Source organism: Micromonospora sp. B006, assembly GCF_003408515.1.
Lineage (GTDB): Bacteria > Actinomycetota > Actinomycetes > Mycobacteriales > Micromonosporaceae > Micromonospora > Micromonospora echinospora_A.
In genome coordinates this window covers 3,740,132-3,760,656 of the sequence record NZ_CP030865.1, presented here as the reverse complement: position 1 = coordinate 3,760,656, position 20,525 = coordinate 3,740,132, and the positions used below count along the sequence as shown (strand labels likewise).

The 20,525-nt window shown below is 72.9% G+C and carries 17 protein-coding genes; 13 read left to right on the top strand and 4 right to left on the bottom strand.

Annotation, left to right across the window (positions count from 1 at the left end):
* Window positions 1-3: 3 nt before the first annotated feature.
* Window positions 4-858: a lytic transglycosylase domain-containing protein gene (locus MicB006_RS16650; protein ID WP_116507299.1), complete on the top strand. Its 855-nt coding sequence runs from the start codon at window positions 4-6 to the stop codon at window positions 856-858.
* 76 nt (window positions 859-934) lie between these two features.
* Here MicB006_RS16650 and MicB006_RS16645 read toward each other — a convergent pair whose 3' ends face one another.
* The gene (locus tag MicB006_RS16645; RefSeq protein WP_116507297.1) at window positions 935-3,070 is read right to left on the bottom strand and encodes an MMPL family transporter; all 2,136 of its coding nucleotides are present in this window, start codon (window positions 3,068-3,070) and stop codon (window positions 935-937) included.
* A 134-nt stretch (window positions 3,071-3,204) separates the two neighbouring features.
* Here MicB006_RS16645 and MicB006_RS16640 point away from each other — a divergent pair, with 134 nt between their 5' ends.
* The 5 genes from MicB006_RS16640 to MicB006_RS16620 all read left to right on the top strand — a co-directional run bounded on the left by MicB006_RS16640 (window position 3,205) and on the right by MicB006_RS16620 (window position 8,465).
* Complete coding sequence (locus MicB006_RS16640; RefSeq protein ID WP_116507296.1) at window positions 3,205-3,732, top strand: MarR family winged helix-turn-helix transcriptional regulator; 528 nt, start codon at window positions 3,205-3,207, stop codon at window positions 3,730-3,732.
* A gap of 2 nt (window positions 3,733-3,734) precedes the next feature.
* Window positions 3,735-5,387: a CocE/NonD family hydrolase gene (locus MicB006_RS16635; protein ID WP_116507294.1), complete on the top strand. Its 1,653-nt coding sequence runs from the start codon at window positions 3,735-3,737 to the stop codon at window positions 5,385-5,387.
* A gap of 167 nt (window positions 5,388-5,554) precedes the next feature.
* A complete protein-coding gene (locus tag MicB006_RS16630) occupies window positions 5,555-6,463 on the top strand; it encodes a hypothetical protein (protein WP_116507292.1) in 909 nt (302 codons plus the stop codon).
* 96 nt (window positions 6,464-6,559) lie between these two features.
* Entirely contained in the window at window positions 6,560-7,138 is a 579-nt protein-coding gene (locus MicB006_RS16625; protein WP_116507290.1) for a helix-turn-helix transcriptional regulator, read from the top strand.
* 52 nt (window positions 7,139-7,190) lie between these two features.
* On the top strand, window positions 7,191-8,465 hold the full coding sequence (locus MicB006_RS16620; RefSeq protein ID WP_116507288.1) for an MFS transporter: 1,275 nt from the start codon (window positions 7,191-7,193) through the stop codon (window positions 8,463-8,465).
* Window positions 8,466-8,516: 51 nt separating this feature from the next.
* Here MicB006_RS16620 and MicB006_RS16615 read toward each other — a convergent pair whose 3' ends face one another.
* Window positions 8,517-8,720 (bottom strand): cold-shock protein, encoded by a 204-nt coding sequence (locus MicB006_RS16615; protein WP_013287480.1) that lies wholly within the window; start codon window positions 8,718-8,720, stop codon window positions 8,517-8,519.
* Between the two features lie 181 nt (window positions 8,721-8,901).
* On the opposite strand from MicB006_RS16615, the gene MicB006_RS16610 reads away from it, so the two are divergent.
* A complete protein-coding gene (locus MicB006_RS16610; protein WP_073831427.1) occupies window positions 8,902-9,576 on the top strand; it encodes a methyltransferase in 675 nt (224 codons plus the stop codon).
* A gap of 89 nt (window positions 9,577-9,665) precedes the next feature.
* Window positions 9,666-10,280, top strand: a complete 615-nt coding sequence (locus MicB006_RS16605) for a DedA family protein (protein WP_116511487.1) — start codon at window positions 9,666-9,668, stop codon at window positions 10,278-10,280.
* 45 nt (window positions 10,281-10,325) lie between these two features.
* On the opposite strand, the gene MicB006_RS16600 is transcribed toward MicB006_RS16605, so the two are convergent.
* Both MicB006_RS16600 and MicB006_RS16595 read right to left on the bottom strand, forming a co-directional pair.
* Complete coding sequence (locus MicB006_RS16600; RefSeq protein WP_116511486.1) at window positions 10,326-10,979, bottom strand: MBL fold metallo-hydrolase; 654 nt, start codon at window positions 10,977-10,979, stop codon at window positions 10,326-10,328.
* 8 nt (window positions 10,980-10,987) lie between these two features.
* Window positions 10,988-11,704 carry a maleylpyruvate isomerase family mycothiol-dependent enzyme gene (locus MicB006_RS16595; RefSeq protein ID WP_116507286.1) on the bottom strand — a complete coding sequence of 239 codons (717 nt, stop codon included), beginning with the start codon at window positions 11,702-11,704 and terminating at the stop codon, window positions 10,988-10,990.
* A 223-nt stretch (window positions 11,705-11,927) separates the two neighbouring features.
* Here MicB006_RS16595 and rsgA point away from each other — a divergent pair, with 223 nt between their 5' ends.
* The 5 genes from rsgA to MicB006_RS16570 all read left to right on the top strand — a co-directional run bounded on the left by rsgA (window position 11,928) and on the right by MicB006_RS16570 (window position 20,425).
* Complete coding sequence (gene rsgA, locus MicB006_RS16590; RefSeq protein WP_116511484.1) at window positions 11,928-13,007, top strand: ribosome small subunit-dependent GTPase A; 1,080 nt, start codon at window positions 11,928-11,930, stop codon at window positions 13,005-13,007.
* A gap of 208 nt (window positions 13,008-13,215) precedes the next feature.
* Window positions 13,216-16,158, top strand: coding sequence for an excinuclease ABC subunit UvrA (gene uvrA, locus MicB006_RS16585; RefSeq protein WP_116507284.1), 2,943 nt, complete (start codon window positions 13,216-13,218; stop codon window positions 16,156-16,158).
* 101 nt (window positions 16,159-16,259) lie between these two features.
* Window positions 16,260-16,748, top strand: a complete 489-nt coding sequence (locus tag MicB006_RS16580) for a Rieske (2Fe-2S) protein (RefSeq protein WP_073831424.1) — start codon at window positions 16,260-16,262, stop codon at window positions 16,746-16,748.
* Window positions 16,749-16,822: 74 nt separating this feature from the next.
* Window positions 16,823-18,766: an excinuclease ABC subunit UvrC gene (uvrC, locus tag MicB006_RS16575; RefSeq protein ID WP_116507282.1), complete on the top strand. Its 1,944-nt coding sequence runs from the start codon at window positions 16,823-16,825 to the stop codon at window positions 18,764-18,766.
* A gap of 999 nt (window positions 18,767-19,765) precedes the next feature.
* A complete protein-coding gene (locus tag MicB006_RS16570; protein ID WP_116507280.1) occupies window positions 19,766-20,425 on the top strand; it encodes a C39 family peptidase in 660 nt (219 codons plus the stop codon).
* The last annotated feature ends 100 nt before the right edge of the window (window positions 20,426-20,525 follow it).

Here is a 20,525-nt window from a genome sequence, read left to right as displayed (position 1 = left end):
CGGATGCGGCGAATACTCGGCCGGTGGGCCGTGGTGGCGGTGGCGGCGCTGCTCGCGGCGGGCACGCTGACGGCATGCGGCGAGGGGGAACGGCCGGTCGCCGCGGACCTGCCCACGGCGGCGCCGGTGGACCAGCCGCAGGAGGCGCCCGCCGACGCGCCGAGCGAGGAGCCACCGGCGGTGGCGGCGATGGGTGGGCGGCCCAGCCCGAGCGCGTCGGCCAGCCCGCGGGCCAAGCCGTCCCGCACGTCCACCGGGCCGCTCGCCAAGCCGGATCCGCCGACCGAGACCAAGGTTCCGCCGCCCCCGCGCAAGCCGGTGGCCGGCTGCAAGCCGAGCTACCGGGGCACAGCGGCGAGCCGGAGCCAGGTGAAAGCGGCGCTCGCCGATGCCGCGGCGCGCACCTACTGGCCCACCTCGGCGCCGGACATCCGCATCCCGTCGGCCCTGATGAAGGCCACCGCGTGGCAGGAGAGCGGGTGGCAGTCCAACATCGTCGCCTGCGACACCGGAATCGGGCTGATGCAGGTCATGCCGGATACGGCGAAGTGGATGAACCAGCGGTTCGGCCAGTCGTACGACGTCGAGGACTACCAGGACAACGCCTATCTGGGTGGCAGCTACCTGGCCTGGCTGACCAAGTACATCGGCGACATGTACTTCAAGGCCGACTACCGCCTCGACGCCTCGCTGTGCACCGCGCAGCTGGAGTCCTGTCTGCTCAACGCCGTGATCTCGGCGTACAACTTCGGTCACGCCGCAGTGGCGGAGAAGGACAAGCCGCTGACCATCCCCAACCCGCAGTACGTGCGCAACGTGCGGGCGCTGATGACCGAGTGCGAGTGCCTGAGCTTCTGAGCGAGCGGACCAACGAACGAGCGGACAACAGGGCGGGGGCCGGCGAACGTGCCGGCCCCCGCCCTGTCCGTCCAGGTCAGTCCCGCGCGGGCACCGGCTCGGCCGGCGCGTCGACGCCGCCGCTGGGCGCGTCGGCGTCCCGCTTGATCCGGCCGGGCCACCAGAACCGGTCGCCGAGCAGGAACGCCAGCGACGGCACCAGCACGGTACGGACCAGCAGCGTGTCCAGCAGCACACCGATGCAGACGATGATGCCGATCTGGGTGAGCGTGATCAGCGGCAGCACGCCGAGCACCGCGAAGACCGCGGCGAGCAGCACGCCCGCGCTGGTGATGACGCCGCCGGTGACCCGCAGCGCCGACAGCATGCCGTCGCGGGTACCGGTGCGCCGGGCGTCCTCCCGGGCCCGGGTGACCAGGAAGATGTTGTAGTCGACGCCGAGCGCCACCAGGAAGACGAACGCGAGCAGCAGCACCCCGCTGTCCAGCGCCGGGAAGTCCAGCACGTGGTCGAAGAGCAGCCAGGCCGCGCCGAGGCTGGCGAAGAACGACGCGATCACGGTCACCACCAGCAGCAGCGGCGCCAGGATTCCGCGCAGCAGCAGCACCAGAACCGCGCCGACCAGCAGCAGGATGAGCGGCAGGATCAGTTGGAGGTCCCTGGTGTTCGCCTCGTTCGAGTCGTAGGTAGCGGCGACCGAACCGCCGACCAGGGCGCCGTCGGGGGCGTCCGCGCCGTCCACGGCGGGCGGCGCGGAATCCGGTACGGCGGCCACGGCGTCGCGCAGCGCCACCACGGCCCGGTCGGAGGCGGCGCTGCCGGGCTCGGCGGTGAGCACCACGTCGATCTGGGCGACCCGGTCTCCGGCGGCACCCGGGCGGGCCGAGGCGACCCCGTCGACTTCGGAGGCGGCGGCGAGCACCGCCTGGGCGGCCTGCGGGTTGGTGAGCACCGCCACCGGCTGGGTGCTGCCGGCCGGGAACGCCCGCGCGAGCGTCTCCGCCCCGGCGACCGCCTCCGGCTTCTCGCTGAACTGCTCGGTCTCGGACAGGCCGGTGCGGATGCCGAGGCCGCCGAGGGCCAGACCGGCGAGCAGCAGGACGGCGAGTGCGGCGACCGGCAGCGGCCGGCGGACGACCATCTCGCCCAGGCGGCCCCAGACCCGGCCCTCGCGGGCGGCGCTGCCGACGCGGGGGACGAACGGCCAGAACAGGCCCCGGCCGAACAGCAGCAGCGCGGCGGGGAGCACGAACAGGGCGGAGAGCATGGCGAGGATCACACCGGTGGCGCAGGCCAGGGCGAGCGCCCGGTTGGTCTCCTGCTCGGACAGCAGCAGCGTGAGGACGCCGAGGACGACGGTGCTGCCGCTGGCCAGGATCGGCTCGGCGGTGCGGCGCAGCGCGGACCGCATGGCGGCGAACCGGTCCTCCTCCCGGCGCAGTTCCTCCCGGTAGCGGGCGATGAGCAGCAGCGCGTAGTTGGTCGCGGCGCCGAACACCAGCACGCTGGCGATGCCGGTCACCTGCCCGCTGGGCAGGTAGATGCCGAACGCGGGCACGAGGGACTCCACCACGCGCAGCGTGATCTGCTCGGTCGCGCCCACCACGAGCAGCGGTACGAGCCACAGGAACGGGCTGCGGTAGGTGATCAGCAGCAGCACCGCCACCACTGCGGCGGTGACCAGCAGCAGCGTCGTGTCGGCGCCCTCGAACACCTTGCCCAGGTCGGCGGTGAACGCCGGGCCGCCGGTGACCTCGACGGTCAGCTCGCCGGGCAGGTCACCGACCGCCTCGCGGAGCTTCTCCACCTCGTCGACCACCGCCGACGGCCCGCCCTCGGTGGACAGCGGCACCGCGACCAGCGCGACGGTCCCGTCCGGGGAGACCTGGGCGGGGGAGACCCGCCCGCCGGCGGCGAGCGAGCTCAGCTGGCCGGAGAGGCCGTCGAGCGTGCCGCGGTCGGTCCCGCTCAGCGGCGCCTGGTCGGCGCGGCTGACGACCACCAGGGCGGTCTGGGCGTCCTTGGAGGGCAACTGGTCCTGCAGCCGTTCGACCTGCGTCGACTGCCATTCCACGGACAGGCCGGTGCCGGAGACCGGGTCGGGATTGTCCGGCTTCGGCAGCCCGAAGGCGACTACGCCGACGACGAGCGCGACGGCCAGGGTGAGCCAGGCGGCGAGCCGGCCCCGGACGACGCGGGAGAACAGTGACATCGGGTGCCCTCACTATTGGTCGCGGAGGATTCTCTCTGAACGAGTATCTTGATAAGCGAGATTATCCGGGGTGGTTCTATGCTGCAACCGGATCAGTTCGGGCAGGGGGGTGTCGGCGAGCGGTGGCGCACAGGATGTACCGGCGACGGGACGACCCGCGCGGGCGGATGGTCGCCGAAATCACCAACGACCTGCGCCGCTACTCGGTCGACGCCCAGCACATCGGGCACGCGTTCGCCGGACTGCACGGGCTCAACGCCACCGACCTGCACGCGCTGATCGCGGTGATGGAGGCCGAGTTGGTCGGCGAACCGATCACCCCCGGCCGCCTCGGTGAGGCGCTCAACATCTCCTCCGGGTCGGTGACCGCGCTCGTCGACCGCCTGGAACGCGGCGGTCACATCCGCCGTGACCGGGACACCGCCGACCGCCGCAAGATCCTCCTGCACTACGCCGACCGTGGCGCCACGCTGGCGCAGAGCTTCTTCGGCCCGCTCGGGCGCCGTACCGACGAGGTGATGGACCGCTTCAGCGACGACGAGCTGGCCGTGGTGCAGCGGTTCATGGCGGAGATGGTGCACTCCATGCGGACCCACCGCGACGAGATCCGCGCCGCGCCCCGCCGCGGCGCTGCGACTGCCGGCCCCCACGGGGACGACTGACCGTGCGGCTGGTCACCCGGGCCGCCGCGGCGGCGCTGCGACTGCCGGCCGCCCGCACCGGGCGGGTCACCGTGACCCGGGACATCCCGGTCCGGGTCCGTGACGGGGTGACGCTGCGCGCCGACCACTACGCCCCCGACCTGCCCGGCGCGCACTGCGTGCTGATCCGCACCCCGTACGGGCGAGGCGGCCCGATCCGGCTGCTCGGCCGCCTGATCGCCGAGCGGGGCTTCCACGTGGTCATCCAGTCCTGCCGCGGCACGTACGGCTCCGGCGGCGAGTTCGCGCCGCTGGTGCACGAGCGCGACGACGGGCTGGACACGCTGGACTGGCTGCGCCGCCAGCGATGGTGGACCGGCGCGCTCGGCATGTTCGGCGCCAGCTACCAGGGCTTCGTGCAGTGGGCGGTAGCCGCCGACGCGGGCGAGGACCTGCGCGCGATGGTCGCCGTGGTGACCGCCTCGGCCACCCGCGACTCCACGTACGCGGGGGAGTCGTTCGCACTGGACACCGTGCTCACCTGGGCCGAGCTTCTCCAGGCGCAGACGGTGCCCTGGCTGGCCCGGCAGTGGGAACTCAAGCGCGGCCAGCCCCGGCTCGCCCGTGCCCTGGCGCACCTGCCGCTGGCCGAGGCGGACCGGGTCGCCACCGGCGTCACGGTGCCGTTCTTCCAGGAGTGGCTGCGCCACCACACCCCGGACGCCGACTACTGGCGTACCCGGGTCTTCGGCGAACGGATCACCGAGGTGCGCGCCCCGGTCGCCATGGTCAGCGGCTGGCAGGACATCTTCCTGCCGGCCCAGCTCGACGACTACGCCCGCCTGCGGGCCGCCGGAGCGCGACCCCGCCTGGTCGTCGGCCCGTGGACCCACGGCAGTCCGGGCCTGCTCGTGGCGTCGCTGCGCGAAGGGCTGGACTGGCTCGACACGCACCTGGCCGGGCGGCCCGCGCCGCAGCGCGCGCCGGTGCGGGTGCACGTCGGCGGGGCCGGCGGCGGCTGGCGTGACCTGCCGGACTGGCCGCCGCCGGCCACGCCCGCCCGGTGGCACCTGCGATCCGGCGGCGGGCTCGCCCCGGAATCGCCGGAGCACGGCACGCCGGACCGCTTCTGGTACGACCCGGCCGACCCGACCCCGTCGCTGGGCGGGCCGCTGCTCGTGGCCCAGCGGGCCGGCGCGGTGGACAACCGGCCGGTGGAGGCCCGGCCGGACGTGCTCACCTACACCAGCGAGCCGCTGGCGGAGCCGGTCGAGGTGGCCGGGCCGGTACGCGCCGAGATCCACCTGCGCAGCGAGCTGTCGTACCTGGACGTGTTCGTGCGTCTGTGCGACGTGGACCGGCGGGGGCGTTCCTGGAACGTCTGCGACGGACTGGTCCGCGTCGAGCCCGGGCGGTTCCCGCGCGATCCGTCCGGTGTGGTCACGGTGCCGGTGACGCTCTGGCCGACCGCGTACCGTTTCGCGCCCGGGCACCGGCTGCGGGTCCAGGTCTCCGGTGGCGCCCACCCCCGCTACGCGCGCAATCCCGGCACCGGCGAGCCACTCGGCACGGCCGTGACTCTTCGTGCTGGCTGGCGAGAGATCCTTCATGATCGTGAGCATCCCTCGGAGTTGACGCTGCCGCTGCTGCGGGCACCGTCCACAGCAGGCGAATAGTCCAAAAAACCGCTCCTGAGCTGGGCACTTCTGCCTAACCGTGGTTAAGCTCGGGGCAAGTGCCCGGTGCCGTGCAGTTATCCGGCGGGGCGCGTCCGCGGATCGCATGTCATCACGCGGTGTGATTGTCGTGCCCTCGCCGGTCATCGATCGGAAGGGGATCTGCCATGACGTCGGCCCCGGCGAACCTGCTGGCCGTCCGGAACCTGTTGCTCACCTACCTCAACGTCGACAAGAAGGCCGTACGCGGCGACGACCTGGAGCCGGCGGAAGTCGGCATCGTCGGCGACGTCAACCACCGGGGTGGCTACCACTGCGGCTCCGACCGGGTCGTGCGCAACGACTACTCGGTGGTGGAGTCCAGCCGGGACCGCAACGGGCTGACCCTGCACGCGTCCGGGTTGGACGTCGGCATGTTCTCCGTCCGCTCCGGCGGCGGCACGCACAACCTGCGGACGTTCTCCGCCTGGATGGTGGCGCAGTGCGCGGCGAACGCGGCCGACACCCGGGACATCAGGGAGATCATCTACTCCCCGGACGGGCGGACCGTTCGGCGCTGGGACCGGCTGGGACGGCGTACCGGCGGCGACAGCAGCCACCTGTTCCACACCCACTTCAGCTTCTTCCGCGACTCGACCAAAGCGGGGCGTGACCAGACCCCGCTGTTCCGCCGCTATCTGACCGCGATCGGAATGATCGCCATCGCGAAACCGGAGGACGACATGGAACAGACCGACCGGCTCATCAACGACACCGGATCGAAAAACCGTACCGTCGGCGACGTCCTGGCCGACCTGCAGAACCTGCGCAACTGGCTGATCTCGCCGGCCAGCACGACAGGGCTCGTCAACCCGCCCATGCCCAACTCGCCGTTGCAGCAGATGCTGGCGATGCTGCGCGCCTGGCCGGCACTCGTGGCACAGGTCAACGAACTGTCCGGCAAGGACTTCACCGACGAGCAGCAGATCGTCTCCGGCGTGCTGGCCGGGCTGCCGCCGGAGAAGATCGCCGAGGCCATCCCGCCGCAGATCGCCCGGGACGTCGCCGATGAGCTGTCCCGGCGGCTGACCGCCTGACCGTCCGGCGCCGCGACCGCGGGTCGCGGCGCCGTCGGCGGGGCAATTCGGCAAGAGGTGTTGCGCAACAGCTCTTGCCAATGTGAGACTCGGCGCATGGAACAGCCGACCCCCGTCCGGCAGATCACCGACTCGCGGGTGCTCGCCGCGCTCGCTCACCCACTGCGCCGCCGGCTCATGGACGTGCTCAAGGTGTACGGCCCGTGCACCGTCGGCATGCTCGCCGAGCGCACCGACCAGGCGCCGGCGAACGTGAGCCACCACCTCAAGGTGCTGGCCGCCGCCGACCTGCTGGTCGAGGCGCCCGAGCTGGCACGCGACCGCCGGGAACGCTGGTGGAAGCCCCGCAACCGGGGCGTGCGCTGGTCCGAGTCCGACTTCGGCGACGACCCGTCCACCCGGGTGGTCGTCGAGGCCGCCGGCTCGCTCAACCTGGAGCGGCACACCGAGCTGGTGCGGGCCTGGCACACCGCCTCCGACGAGACACACGCCGAGTGGAACGACGCCCCGTTCAGCACCGACCACTGGCTGCACCTGACCCCGGAAGAGTTGGAGGCGCTCGGCCGCGAGGTGATCGCCCTGCTCACCCAATGGGCCGACCGGCCGATCCCCGACGACGGGCAGCGCCGCGAGCCGGTCTTCGTCTTCGCCCACGGCGTCCCGGGCCGGCCGTGACCGCCCACACCGTTCCGGCGCCGGCCGCGCGCGCCTTACCGGGGCGCCCGTCGTGACCGCCCCCGCATCCACGGCCGGGCCGGCCGCCCCGCCGCGCGGCGGGCTGTTCCGGCACCGCGACTTCCGGCTGCTCTGGACCGGCCACACGGTGAGCGCCGTGGGCAGCAACATGACCACTGTGGCGCTGCCCCTGGTCGCGGTCGCGGTGCTCGACGCCACCACCTTCCAGGTGGCGGTGCTCACCGCCGCGGCGTGGCTGCCCTGGCTGCTCGCCGGCCTGCCGGTCGGGGCGTGGGTCGACCGGGTCCGCCGTCGCCCGGTGATGATCGCCGCCGACCTCGCCGCCGCGGCGCTGTTCGCCAGCGTGCCGCTGGCCGCCCTGGCCGGGCTGCTCACCGTCGGGCACCTGCTGATGGTGGCGCTCGGCGCCGGCCTGGCCCGGGTCTTCTTCGAGACCGCCGACCAGGTCTACCTGCCCACGCTGCTGCGTCCCGAGCAGGTGCCCGAGGCCAACGCCCGCCTGCACGCCACACAGACCGCGAGCTACCTGGTCGGGCCCGGACTGGCCGGTCTCGTCGCCCAGCTCGTCGGCGCGGTGACCGCCGTGGCGCTGGACGCGCTCACCTTCCTGCTGTCCGCGCTCTGCCTGCGCCGGATCAGCGCGGTCGAGGCCCGCCCGCACCGTCCGGACGGGACGACGTCGCTGCGCCACGAGGTCGCCGCCGGACTGCGGTTCGTCGTCCGCGACCCGTACCTGCGGGTGCTGACGGTCTTCGGGGCGGCGAGCAACATCGGGCTCATCGGCTACCAGGCGGTGCTCGTGGTGTTCCTGGTGCGCTCGGCCGAACTCCCGGCGGGCCTGGTCGGCCTCCTGATCGGCCTCGCCAGCCTCGGCGGCGTGATCGGGGCCGCGCTCGCCGCGCGCCTGGCCCGCCGGATCGGCAGCGCCCGGACGCTGCTGGTAGCCGGCGCCCTCACCGGGCCGCCCGCGCTGCTCATCCCGCTGGCCGGACCCGGCGCGCGCACGGCGTGGCTGGTGCTCGGCGGTGTGCTGGTGAGCCTGGGCGTCGCGGTCGGCAACGTGGTGAAGGGCAGCTTCCGGCAGACGTACACGCCGCACCGGCTGCTCGGCCGCGTCACGGTGAGCATGCACCTGCTCAACTACGGCACGATTCCACTGGCCGCCCTGCTCGCCGGCGCGCTGGGCGCGGCCTGGGGGCCGGGCGGCGCGATCCGGGTGATGACCGCGTGGCTGGCGCTGACCCCGCTGATCCTGCTGGCCGGGCCGCTACGGAGACGGCGCGACCTGCCGGCCGCGCCGTCTTGATGATGCGCTGCGACGGCGGTCGGAGCCCCGACCGCCGCCACCGGCACGTCACTACATCGGACGGACGTTGTCCGCCTGCGGGCCCTTCTGGCCCTGGGTCACCTCGAACTCGACCTTCTGACCCTCGTTCAGCTCGCGGTAGCCACTGCTCTGGATGGCCGAGTAGTGGACGAACACGTCCGGGCCTCCGCCGTCCTGCTCGATGAAGCCGAAGCCCTTTTCCGAGTTGAACCACTTGACCGTGCCGGTTGCCATGCGTCTCTCCCTGTTCAATGCGGGCGAGCACCGGCTCCGCGGCCGGTGATCGCCCTGTACCACCCTGACAGTAACCGTCCGGGCCGCAATCCGCTGCCGGAAGCGCGCGGCGCGCCCGTGAATACGTGCCGCGCCGGGAAAATCACCCCGGCGTCCGGCGCGGCGCGGCATGCTTGCCCCGATGAGCACGCAGACGGCTCTGGCCGACCTGGAACAGGAGATCGCGGCGCCCGGCGCGGGCCCGGACCGCCTGCGCCTGGTCGACACGCCGTTCGTGCCCGAGGTGCGCCTGCACCTGGCCGAGGACGCCATCCTGTGGTGGGCCCGGATGGAGGCCGCCGCCGGGAGGTCGCTGCCGCCGCCGTACTGGGCGTCGGTCTGGGCCGGCGGGCAGGCGCTGGCCCGGCACCTGCTCGACCACCCCGAGCTGGCCGCCGGGCGGCGGGTGCTCGACCTGGCCGCCGGATCAGGGCTGGTCGCCATCGCCGCCGCGCTCGCCGGCGCGGACGAGGTGGTCGCCAACGACATCGACCCGTACGCGGTGGCGGCCGTCACTGTGAACGCCCGCGCCAACCGGGTCATGGTGGCCGCCGACAGCGACGACCTGCTCGACGGCGTCGCCGGCGCCGACCTGCTGGTGGCCGGGGACGCGCTCTACGACGCCGGACTGGCCGCGCGGGTCCTGCCCTACCTGCGGCGCTGCGCCGACCACGGCGTCGAGGTGCTGGTCGGCGACCCGGACCGGGGCCACCTGCCGCCGGACGGGCTGGAGCTGGTGGCCAGCTACCCGGTGCCGACCACCGAGCCCTCCGTCGACTCCCCGGTACGCCGGGTGCAGGTGCTGCGCCCCCGATGACCCTCAGGGATCTCCGGGTCGGGTGTCGGGGGCCACTGGGGGATCATGCCCGATGTGCCAGGTGACCGGCGGGCCATAGCGTGCAGCTCATGAACGATCTCGTGGCCGCCGCCGGTGAGCTGCCCACCACCCTCCTGATGGGTCTGCTGGGCATCGTGATGCTCGCCGACGCCGTACCCCTGATCGGGGTGCTGGTGCCCGGCGACGCCGCGGTGCTCGCCGCGGTCGGCGCGGGTCGCCCGGCCGGCGGGGCGCTGACCGTCGCGGCGGTGGTCGCCGGCTGCCTGGCCGGCTGGTCGCTGAGCTTCTTCGCCGGACGGCGCTGGGGCGGGCAGCTGCGGGGCAGCCGGGTCGGCGGCTGGATCGGCGAGTCCCGGTGGACCGCCGCCGAGACGCTGCTGCACCGCGGTGGCGGACGGATCGTGCTGGTGGCGCCGTTCCTGCCGGTGTTCAACGCGCTGCTGCCGCTGGCCGCCGGCGGGCTGCGGATGTCGTACCGGCGGTTCCTGGCCTGCGCGGCGGCCGGGGCGACCGCCTGGGCCGGGCTCTACGTGGCGCTCGGGCTCACCGCGCGGGCGCTGACCGGGCTGCTTCCCGGCGCGCTGAACCCCACGGTGCTGACCATGGCGGTCGGGCTGCTGCTCGCCGGGCCGGTGCTGCTCGCCACCCGGCGCCGGCTGCGGGCGGTCACTGTCACCGGCTGACCGCGACCGGCCCGGCCGCCACGGGGGAGGCCGGGCCGGTCGTGCTCACCAGCCGCGGGCGCGCCACTGCGGCACCGCGGGCCGCTCGGCGCCGATGGTGCTGTCCTTGCCGTGCCCCGGGTAGAACCAGGTGTCGTCGGGCAGGCGGTCGAAGAGCTTGGCCTCGACGTCGTCGATGAGCCGGCCGAAGCGCTCCGGGTCCTGGTCGGTGTTCCCGACCCCGCCCGGGAAGAGAGAGTCCCCTGTGAACAGGTGCGGGGTGCCGTTCGGGTCGCGGTAGAGCAGCGCGATCGAGCCCGGCGTGTGCCCGCGCAGGTGGATGACCTCCAGCGCGCAGTCGCCCACCGTCACCGTGTCGCCCTCGCTGAGCCGCTCGGCGGAGATGGGCAGGCCCTCCGCGTCGTCGGCGTGCACGAGCGCGCGCGCACCGGTCTTGGCCACCACCTCCTCCAGCGCGACCCAGTGGTCCATGTGCCGGTGCGTGGTCACCACGGCGGACAGCCCACCGTCGCCGACCAGCTCCAGCAGCCGAGGCGCCTCGTTCGCCGCGTCGATCAGCACCTGCTCGCCGGTGGCCCGGCAGCGCAGCAGGTAGGCGTTGTTGTCCATCGGGCCCACCGACAGCTTGCTGACGGTGAGCCGGTCGAGCTCGCGCACGGCCGGCGGCCCGCCGGGCGTGACGTCTCCGGTGTAGGTCATGACGATGCTCAGATCCATTCCGGTGGGTTGGGCAGAGGGCCGTCGGGGTCGACGGTGAGCAGCTCGCCCGCGCCCCGGCCGGTCAGCCAGGCGGCGAGTTCCGGCGCGGGGCCGGTGACCGTGGGCGCCCCCTCGGGGTCGCCCACGACGAGTTCGGAGGCCGCGCCGTCGAAGCGCAGCACCATGGCCGGCGCGGCCGGATTGCCCGACAGCCCGGTCACCACCTCGTGCAGCAGCCGCTGGGCGAACGCCTCCGGCCAGTCCGCCGGCTGGTAACCGGCCGCCAGGTCGACGTGGTGGACCTCGACCTCGCGCAGTCGGCCCCAGACCAGCATCGCCGCCGGCCAGGGGCCGCGCCGGGTCTGCACGGTGGCGCCCCAGGCGTCGACGGGCATCGCCGCGACCGCCGCGTCGAAGCGCTGACCGCTGCGGCGTACGTCGTCGAGCAGGTCGGCCGGACCGCGCTCGGCGCCGGCGTCGATGTCGTCGGCGCGGGCCTGCGCCGAGGCGTACATCGGGATGTCCTCGCCGGTTCGCGCGGAGGCGAGCAGGTTGACGAACCCGTCGGCGTTGCGGGCCAGGTGGGTGAGCACGTGCGCCCGGGACCAGCCCGGCAGCAGCGAGGGCGCCGCGACGTCCGCGGCGGTCAGGCCGGAGACGGTACGCAGGAGCCGGTCGTTCGCCTCGGCCAGCGGGCCGGTCAGCAGCAGGGGGTCGGCGGTCATCTCGTTCTCACGGTTCGACCCTAGCTGGCCCGGGCGGGCCGTGCCGCAGGGGAAATCGCTTTCGGCGCGTCGGCGCGCCACCTACCGTCAGGGCCGACGACCTCGGGCCGCCCGGTCCGCGTGGTCGCCAACGCGGCACCGGGAGTCGGAGGGGAGGTGGTGCGCATGCCGGCCGCAGCGCGTGTGTTCCGCCATGCACCCCCTCGACACCGATGAGGACACCATGACTCTCGATCTGACCGCCCTCGGCTGGGACGCCGGCTGGGCGGCCCACCTCGACCGGCGTGCCGGCCACCGTCCCGGGCGGGTCGCCCGGGTGGACCGGGGCGTCTGCACCGTGCTGAGCCCGCAGGGGCCGGTACGGGCCAGCCTCGGCGGCGGCGTGCTCGCCGCTGCCGCCCGTGACCTGACCGCGCTGCCCTGCGCGGGCGACTGGGTGCTGCTGTCCACCTGGCCGGACGGCCCGGTCACCGTGGAGGCGGTGCTGCCCCGGCGTACCGCGCTGGTGCGGCGTACCGCCGGCAAGGACGCCAGCGGCCAGGTGCTGGCCGCCAACCTCGACGTCGCCGCGGTGGTCGAGCCGGTGCACCCGGAGCCGGACGCCGCGCGGATCGAGCGATTGCTCTCGCTGGTGCACGAATCCGGCGCGGAGCCGCTCGTCGTACTCACCAAGGCCGACCTGGCCGCGGACCCGGAAGCGGTGGCCCGGCAGCTGGCCGACCTCGCGCCGGGCGTGCCGGTGCTGCCGGTCAGCGCCGAGCGGGGCGCCGGCCTGGCGCCGCTGCGCCGGTTCGTCGGCCCGGGGCGCACGCTCGGCCTGCTCGGCCCCTCCGGCGCCGGCAAGTCGAGCCTGGTCAACGCGCTGGCCAGGGCGGACGTGATGCGGACCCAGGCGATCCGCCGGGTCGACGGCAAGGGCCGGCACACCACCACCTGGCGGTCGCTGGTGCCGCTGCCGGACGGGGGAGCGGTGCTGGACACCCCAGGGGTACGGGCGGTCGGCCTGCTCGACGGCGCCGCCGGTCTGGACCGCGCCTTCGCCGACATCGCCGAGCTGGCCGCCGGCTGCCGGTACGGCGACTGCGCCCACGACGCCGAGCCGGGCTGCGCGGTGCGGGACGCGCTGGAGGACGGCGCGCTGCCGGTGCGCCGCTGGGAGAGCTGGCGCCGGCTGCAGCGGGAGATCGAGTACGAGGGCGGCCGGCGCGCGGCCCGGCTGGCGGCCGAACGGCGGGGCGGCTGGCGTGGCGGGCGGCGACGCACCGGGCGTCCGGCCACGCCCCCGGCTCCCGGGGCATTCTGAACCGGCCAGAGCCGGTCGGGTGGGAATGAGTGGTTCCCGCCCGACCGGCCTGAGCTGGGGGAATGTTCGCGCGACGGAAGTTGTCATACGTCGGGGCTAGAGTTGCCGAGGCGTCTTTTCTGCGCCCCGACAACCTGTGAAAACCACCCAGACCCGGCGTCTGGTGCACAGATCCGCCTCATATTCTTCTTCCGGGAGCACACGCACCGTGGCCGACCGACTGATCATCCGTGGCGCGCGCGAGCACAACCTGCGTGACGTCAGTCTCGACCTGCCCCGGGACGCCCTGATCGTCTTCACCGGGCTCTCCGGTTCGGGCAAGTCGAGCCTGGCGTTCGACACCATCTTCGCCGAGGGGCAGCGCCGCTACGTCGAGTCGCTGTCGTCGTACGCCCGGCAGTTCCTCGGCCAGATGGACAAGCCCGACGTCGACTTCATCGAGGGCCTCAGCCCCGCCGTCTCCATCGACCAGAAGTCCACCTCGCGCAACCCGCGCTCCACCGTCGGCACCATCACCGAGGTCTACGACTACCTCCGCCTGCTGTTCGCCCGCATCGGCGAGCCGCACTGCCCGATCTGCGGCGAGCGCATCTCCAAGCAGAGCCCGCAGCAGATCGTCGACCGCGTCCTGGCCATGGCCGAGGGCACCCGGTTCATGGTGCTCGCGCCGGTGGTGCGCGGCCGCAAGGGCGAGTACGTCGACCTGTTCGCCGAGCTGCAGGCCAAGGGCTACGCCCGGGCCCGGGTCGACGGCGTGGTGCACCCGCTGACCGAGCCGCCGAAGCTCAAGAAGCAGGAGAAGCACACCATCGAGGTGGTGATCGACCGGCTCAGCGTCAAGCCGAGCGCCAAGCAGCGGCTGACCGACTCGGTCGAGGCCGCGCTCGGGCTCTCCGGCGGCCTGGTGCTGCTCGACTTCGTCGACCTGCCGGAGGACGACCCGGCCCGCGAGCGCCGCTACTCCGAGCACCTGGCCTGCCCGAACGACCACCCCCTCGCGATCGAGGACCTGGAGCCCCGGGTCTTCTCCTTCAATGCCCCCTACGGCGCCTGCCCGGAGTGCACCGGCCTGGGCACGAAGAAGGAGGTCGACCCCGAGCTGGTCATCCCCGACCCGGAGCGCACGCTGCGCGAGGGCGCGATCCAGCCGTGGGCCACCGGGCACAACCTCGAATACTTCCTGCGGCTGCTGGAGGCGCTGGGCGAGGCCGAGCACTTCGACATCGACACGCCGTGGCGGGCGCTGCCGTCGCGGGCGCAGAAGACGATCCTGCACGGCTCCGACGACCAGGTGCACGTGCGCTACCGCAACAAGTACGGCCGCGAGCGCTCCTACTACACCGGCTTCGAGGGCGTGGTGCAGTGGATCGAGCGCCGGCACACCGACACCGAGTCGGAGTGGTCCCGGGACAAGTACGAGGGCTACATGCGGGACGTGCCCTGCGCGGCCTGCGGCGGCGCGCGGCTCAAGCCCGAGGTGCTCGCGGTCACCCTGGCCGGCAAGAGCATCGCGGAGGTCTGCAACCTCTCCGTCGGCGAGGCGGCCGACCTGCTCGCCGGCATCGAGCTGACCGACCGGCAGAAGATGATCGCCGAGCGGGTGCTCAAGGAGATCAACGCCCGGCTGAAGTTCCTGCTCGACGTCGGCCTGGACTACCTCTCGCTGGACCGCCCGGCCGGCACGCTCTCCGGCGGTGAGGCCCAGCGCATCCGGCTGGCCACCCAGATCGGCTCCGGCCTGGTCGGCGTGCTCTACGTGCTCGACGAGCCGTCCATCGGCCTGCACCAGCGCGACAACCACCGGCTCATCGAGACGCTGCTGCGGCTGCGCGGCCTGGGCAACACGCTGATCGTGGTCGAGCACGACGAGGACACCATCCGGGTGGCCGACTGGATCGTCGACATCGGCCCCGGCGCGGGCGAGCACGGCGGCGAGATCGTGCACAGCGGCTCGGTGCCGGCTCTGCTGGACAACACCGAGTCCGTCACCGGGGCGTATTTGGCCGGGCGCAAGTCCATCCCGACGCCCGCCGACCGCCGCGCGCAGACGCCGGGGCGGGAGCTGGTGGTGCACGGCGCGCGCGAGCACAACCTGCGCAACCTCACCGTGAGCTTCCCGCTCGGCCAGCTCATCGCGGTCACCGGGGTCAGCGGCTCGGGCAAGTCGACGCTCGTCAACGACATCCTCTACGCCGTGCTGGCCAACCAGATCAACGGCGCCCGGCTGGTGCCCGGCCGGCACACCCGGGTCACCGGCCTGGAGAACGTGGACAAGGTCGTCGGCGTGGACCAGTCGCCGATCGGGCGTACCCCGCGCTCCAACCCGGCCACCTACACCGGGGTCTGGGACCACATCCGCAAGCTCTTCGCCGAGACCACCGAGGCCAAGGTCCGGGGGTACGGCCCGGGCCGCTTCTCGTTCAACGTCAAGGGCGGGCGCTGCGAGGCGTGCTCCGGCGACGGCACCATCAAGATCGAGATGAACTTCCTGCCGGACGTCTACGTCCCCTGCGAGGTGTGCAAGGGCGCGCGCTACAACCGCGAGACGCTCGAAGTGCACTACAAGGGCAAGACGGTCGCCGAGGTGCTGGACATGCCGATCGAGGAGGCGGCCGAGTTCTTCTCCGCCATCCCGGCCATCCACCGGCACCTCAGGACGCTCGTCGACGTCGGCCTCGGCTACGTGCGCCTCGGCCAGCCCGCGCCGACGCTGTCCGGCGGTGAGGCGCAGCGCGTCAAGCTCGCCTCGGAACTGCAGAAGCGCTCCACCGGCCGCACCGTCTACGTGCTCGACGAGCCGACCACCGGCCTGCACTTCGAGGACATCCGCAAGCTGCTGATGGTGCTGGAGGGCCTGGTCGACAAGGGCAACACGGTCATCACCATCGAGCACAACCTCGACGTGATCAAGACGGCCGACTGGCTCATCGACATGGGTCCCGAGGGCGGGCACCGGGGCGGCACCGTCATCGCCACCGGCACGCCGGAGGAGGTCGCCGAGGTGCCGGAGAGCCACACCGGGCAGTTCCTGCGGCCGATCCTCAAGCTCGACGGCCAGGCCAAGGGCGCCAAGGCGGCCACCACCCGGGCGGCCAAGGCCAACGGCGGCGCCAAGCCGCGGGCCCGCAAGGTGCCGGCCGGGGCGCGCTGACCGACGTCCTCCACCGCGGTGCCCGGTTCGTTGACGCGCCAGTATGAACCGTGTCCCACGCTGGTGCGTGTTTCCGCAGTAAGTCGAGAGAAAGGCCGGATATGAGTGATGACCAGGCGTTGACCCGACCGGTCACCCAGAGCCGCCGTGCCCTGCTGGCCGGCGCCGGCGCGGTCGGCGCGGCCGTGGTGCTCGCGGGCTGCGGCAGCGACGACGACGCGTCGCCCGGACTCGCCCCGACCAGCGGTGGCCCGCCCGGCGCCACCGCCACCGGTGACGCCGGTGGCGGTGACCGGGCCGGCAGCAACGCCGTGGCCCGTACCTCGGACATCCCGGTCGGCGGCGGCGCGGTCTTCGCCAGCCAGGGCGTGGTGATCACCCAGCCCGAGGCCGGCCAGTTCAAGGCGTTCGACCCGATCTGCACGCACCAGCGCTGCCCGGTGTCGAACGTCGACGGCGGCACGATCAACTGCACCTGCCACAACAGCCGGTTCTCCATCACCGACGGCTCGGTGAAGGGCGGCCCGGCCACCAAGCCGCTCCCGGCCAAGGAGATCACCGTCGACGGCGACCAGATCCGCCTGGCCTGACCCCCGGCGCGCCCCCGGTCACCCGGGGGCGCGGCGGCGGCCGGGTGTCGGGGGTGCGGACTAGGCTTGAGAACGTGGCTGACCCCTCGACCTACCGTCCCGCGCCCGGCACCATCCCGGAGTCGCCAGGGGTCTACCGCTTCCGCGACGGCACCGGCCGGGTGATCTACGTCGGCAAGGCGCGCAACCTGCGCAGCCGGCTCAACTCCTACTTCGCCGACCCGGTCGGCCTGCACCAGCGCACCCGGCAGATGGTCTTCACCGCCGAGTCGGTCGACTGGATCACCGTCGCCACCGAGGTCGAGGCGCTCCAGCAGGAATACACCTGGATCAAGCAGTACGACCCCAGGTTCAACGTCCGCTACCGCGACGACAAGTCGTACCCCTATCTCGCGGTCACACTCGACGAGGAATACCCCCGGTTGCAGGTGATGCGCGGCGCCAAGCGCAAGGGCGTGCGCTACTTCGGGCCGTACTCCCATGCCTGGGCGATCCGCGAGACGCTCGACCTGCTGCTGCGCGTCTTCCCGGCGCGGACCTGCTCCTCCGGGGTGTTCAAGCGGGCCGGGCAGGTCGGCCGGCCCTGCCTGCTGGGTTACATCGGCAAGTGCTCCGCGCCGTGCGTCGGCAGCGTCACCGCCGAACGGCACCGCGAGATCGTCGACGGCTTCTGCGACTTCATGGCCGGCCGCACCGACACCATGGTCCGCCGGCTGGAGAAGGAGATGCTCGACGCCAGCGAGCAACTGGAGTTCGAGCGGGCCGCCCGGCTGCGCGACGACGTCGCGGCGCTGCGCCGGGCCATGGAGAAGCAGACGGTGGTGCTCGGCGACGGCACCGACGCCGACGTGGTCGCGTTCGCCGACGACCCGCTCGAAGCCGCCGTGCAGGTGTTCCACGTACGCGGCGGCCGGGTGCGCGGCCAGCGCGGCTGGGTGGTGGAGAAGACCGAGGAGCTGAGCACCGGCGACCTGGTGCACCACTTCTGCACCCAGGTGTACGGCGGCGAGCAGGGCGAGGCCGACGTGCCGCGCGAGCTGCTCGTCCCCGAGTTGCCCGGCGACGCCGACGCGCTCGCCGACTGGCTCTCCACCCGCCGGGGCAGCCGGGTCTCGCTGCGGGTGCCCCAGCGCGGCGACAAGCGGTCGCTGCTGGAGACCGTCGAGCGCAACGCCAGGGACGCGCTGGCCCGGCACAAGCTCAAGCGGGCCGGCGACCTGACCACCCGCAGCCAGGCGCTCGACGAGATCGCCGACGCGCTCGCCATGAACACGTCACCGCTGCGCATCGAGTGCTTCGACGTCTCGCAGATCCAGGGCACCGACGTCGTCGCCAGCATGGTCGTGTTCGAGGACGGGCTGCCCCGCAAGAGCGAATACCGTCGCTTCATCGTGCGCGGCGCCACCGACGACCTGTCGGCCATGTCCGAGGTGCTGCGGCGGCGCTTCGCCCGCTACCTCGACGCGCGCGCCGAGACCGGTGAGCTGGGCGAGGAAACCGCCTCCGACCCCGACCGACCCGGCATCGACCCGACCACCGGGCGGCCGCGCAAGTTCGCGTACCCGCCGCAGCTCGTGGTGGTCGACGGCGGCCCGCCCCAGGTCGCCGCCGCCGCGAAGGCGCTCGCCGAGCTGGGCATCGACGACGTGGCGCTGTGCGGGCTGGCCAAGCGGCTGGAAGAGGTCTGGCTGCCCGACGATGAGTTCCCGGTGATCCTGCCTCGTACGTCCGAGGCGCTCTACCTGCTGCAACGCGTACGCGACGAGGCGCACCGCTTCGCCATCACGTTCCACCGCCAGCGCCGCTCCAAGCGGATGACCGAGTCGGCGCTGGACAACGTGCCCGGCCTCGGCGAGGTACGCCGCAAGGCGCTGCTGCGGCACTTCGGCTCGTTGAAGCGGCTCTCCACCGCCACGGTGGAGGAGATCACCGAGGTGCCCGGCGTCGGCAGGCGTACGGCCGAGGCGATCCTGGCCGCGCTCGACGGCTCCCCGGCCGACGCCACAACCCCTTCCTGACTTTCCTGCACTCGTCCCCGGCACGTCACCGCCGACGTCCGAGTGGAACCCCATGGGTGTCTCCGCCCCCGTTTGACACCCATGACGTTCCACTGACGGCGGGCGTCCCAGCTGGCGCGAACTTTGTCCCATGTTCTGAGAGGCGGGACAGATCTTGGTAGGAAAGCGCCCCCATAGGGGCCATTTCCTACCAAGATCTCGCTCACCGCGAGGTCTCACCCCGATCCAGCAAGACCGCCAGTAGCCCTTTGGGTCGGGTGTGCCGTCACAGGGATGCTCGCTCACGCCTCACGCCTCACGCCTCACGCCTCACGCCCCAACGCCCCACGCCCGGCACCTCACGCCCCGCGCCCCGCGCCCACGCGATCTTGCAGTTGGCGCCCCGGGGATGCCAGGTTTGCGAGGTTTGCCAGGTATCAAAGTGCAAGATCGCGCATGCGGGGCCGGGATGGAGCTGTGACGGCTGGGTTCGAGGCTGTGCGTTTCGCGAGGTTCCGTGCGCACCCGGCCGGGCCATCGCAGCCGGGCCGGGTGGTGTGGTGAGCGGTGTCCGGTTCGCCGCGCTGGGCCTGGTGGGGGTGTGGTCGGTGCCACCGTGAGGGTGGAATCGGTGGCGGGCGCGGGGCGTTGTACATGGCTGACCCCCGGGGCACCGGGACGAGCGCCGAACACCAGCCCGCGCGAGCGGGTCGCCAGGTCAGGGAATCGGCCCGGCCCGGACGTCGTTACACCCCCCGAGCGACGGGCACGCCGCCGTCCCCGGGAATGGCCCCGGCCCGGACATCGTTACATCCCCCAGGCCCACGCCGCCGGTCGCCCCGGCTGGCAGCCACGGTCGGTGGGAATCATCCCCGGCCGCGGGTCGTTACATCCCCCGAGCCGCGCCGAGCAGGCCCCTTCCGGGCCGCCCGCGTGTCAGCCCTTCCACGGGCACCCCCAAGACTTTCCCCCTTCGCGGCACCCCCGCTGCGTATCCCCCACTTCAGGGAGGCAACCATCATGGCTACCACTCTGCTGCGCAAGACCGTCCTGACCGCTGCCGGTATCGCCGCCACCGCCGGTGGCATCGCCGGCCCCGCCATCGCCGCCCACGCCGCCCCCACCACCGGCACCACGAGCCTGGTGGCTGACCGCAAGAGCGGCCACGGCGAGCGGGAGCTGGACGTGCGCTACGAGGCGCAGCCCAACTTCTACTTCTGCGGCCCCGCCGCCGCCCGTAACGCGCTGAGCGTGCAGGGCAAGAACATCGACGTGCACGCCATGGCCAAGGAGATGGGCACCACCGAGGCCGGCACCAACTCCATCAACGACATCACCCCGGTGCTGAACAAGGAGACCGGCGCCAAGGACGCCTACAAGTCGGTCGAGATCAGCACCCCCAAGGCCGACGACAAGCAGACCGACACCCTGCGCGCTGACGTGGTGAAGACCGTCGACGCCGGCCGTGCCGTGGTGGCCAACATCGCCGGCACCGCCACCGACACCGACGGCAACGCCCACTCCTTCGAAGGCGGCCACTACATCAGCGTCATCGGCTACCGCGACGACGGCCGCACCGTCACCATCGCCGACAGCGCCAACCCGAACACCGCCACCTACCGGATGAGCATCGACAACCTCGCCGACTGGATCGCCACCCGCGGCTACAGCACCAGCTGACCACCACCGCCGCATCCACGGCTGCAAAGCAAGACCAAGCGAGACCAGAGCACACGAAAGGGCCCGACCCCCACCACGAGGGGTCGGGCCCTTTCGTGTG

Excerpts from the sequence above, each read along its gene's own strand:
- MicB006_RS16640 (WP_116507296.1), top strand. The coding sequence starts at position 3,205 with ATGTACCGGCGACGGGACGACCCGCGCGGGCGGATGGTCGCCGAAATC.
- MicB006_RS16580 (WP_073831424.1), top strand. The coding sequence starts at position 16,260 with ATGAGTGATGACCAGGCGTTGACCCGACCGGTCACCCAGAGCCGCCGT.
- MicB006_RS16615 (WP_013287480.1), bottom strand. The coding sequence starts at position 8,720 with ATGGCAACCGGCACGGTCAAGTGGTTCAACTCGGAAAAGGGCTTCGGC.
- MicB006_RS16625 (WP_116507290.1), top strand. The coding sequence starts at position 6,560 with ATGGAACAGCCGACCCCCGTCCGGCAGATCACCGACTCGCGGGTGCTC.
- MicB006_RS16650 (WP_116507299.1), top strand. The coding sequence starts at position 4 with ATGCGGCGAATACTCGGCCGGTGGGCCGTGGTGGCGGTGGCGGCGCTG.
- MicB006_RS16600 (WP_116511486.1), bottom strand. The coding sequence starts at position 10,979 with ATGACCTACACCGGAGACGTCACGCCCGGCGGGCCGCCGGCCGTGCGC.
- MicB006_RS16610 (WP_073831427.1), top strand. The coding sequence starts at position 8,902 with ATGAGCACGCAGACGGCTCTGGCCGACCTGGAACAGGAGATCGCGGCG.
- MicB006_RS16595 (WP_116507286.1), bottom strand. The coding sequence starts at position 11,704 with ATGACCGCCGACCCCCTGCTGCTGACCGGCCCGCTGGCCGAGGCGAAC.
- MicB006_RS16570 (WP_116507280.1), top strand. The coding sequence starts at position 19,766 with ATGGCTACCACTCTGCTGCGCAAGACCGTCCTGACCGCTGCCGGTATC.
- MicB006_RS16605 (WP_116511487.1), top strand. The coding sequence starts at position 9,666 with ATGAACGATCTCGTGGCCGCCGCCGGTGAGCTGCCCACCACCCTCCTG.
- rsgA (WP_116511484.1), top strand. The coding sequence starts at position 11,928 with ATGACTCTCGATCTGACCGCCCTCGGCTGGGACGCCGGCTGGGCGGCC.
- MicB006_RS16645 (WP_116507297.1), bottom strand. The coding sequence starts at position 3,070 with ATGTCACTGTTCTCCCGCGTCGTCCGGGGCCGGCTCGCCGCCTGGCTC.
- MicB006_RS16630 (WP_116507292.1), top strand. The coding sequence starts at position 5,555 with ATGACGTCGGCCCCGGCGAACCTGCTGGCCGTCCGGAACCTGTTGCTC.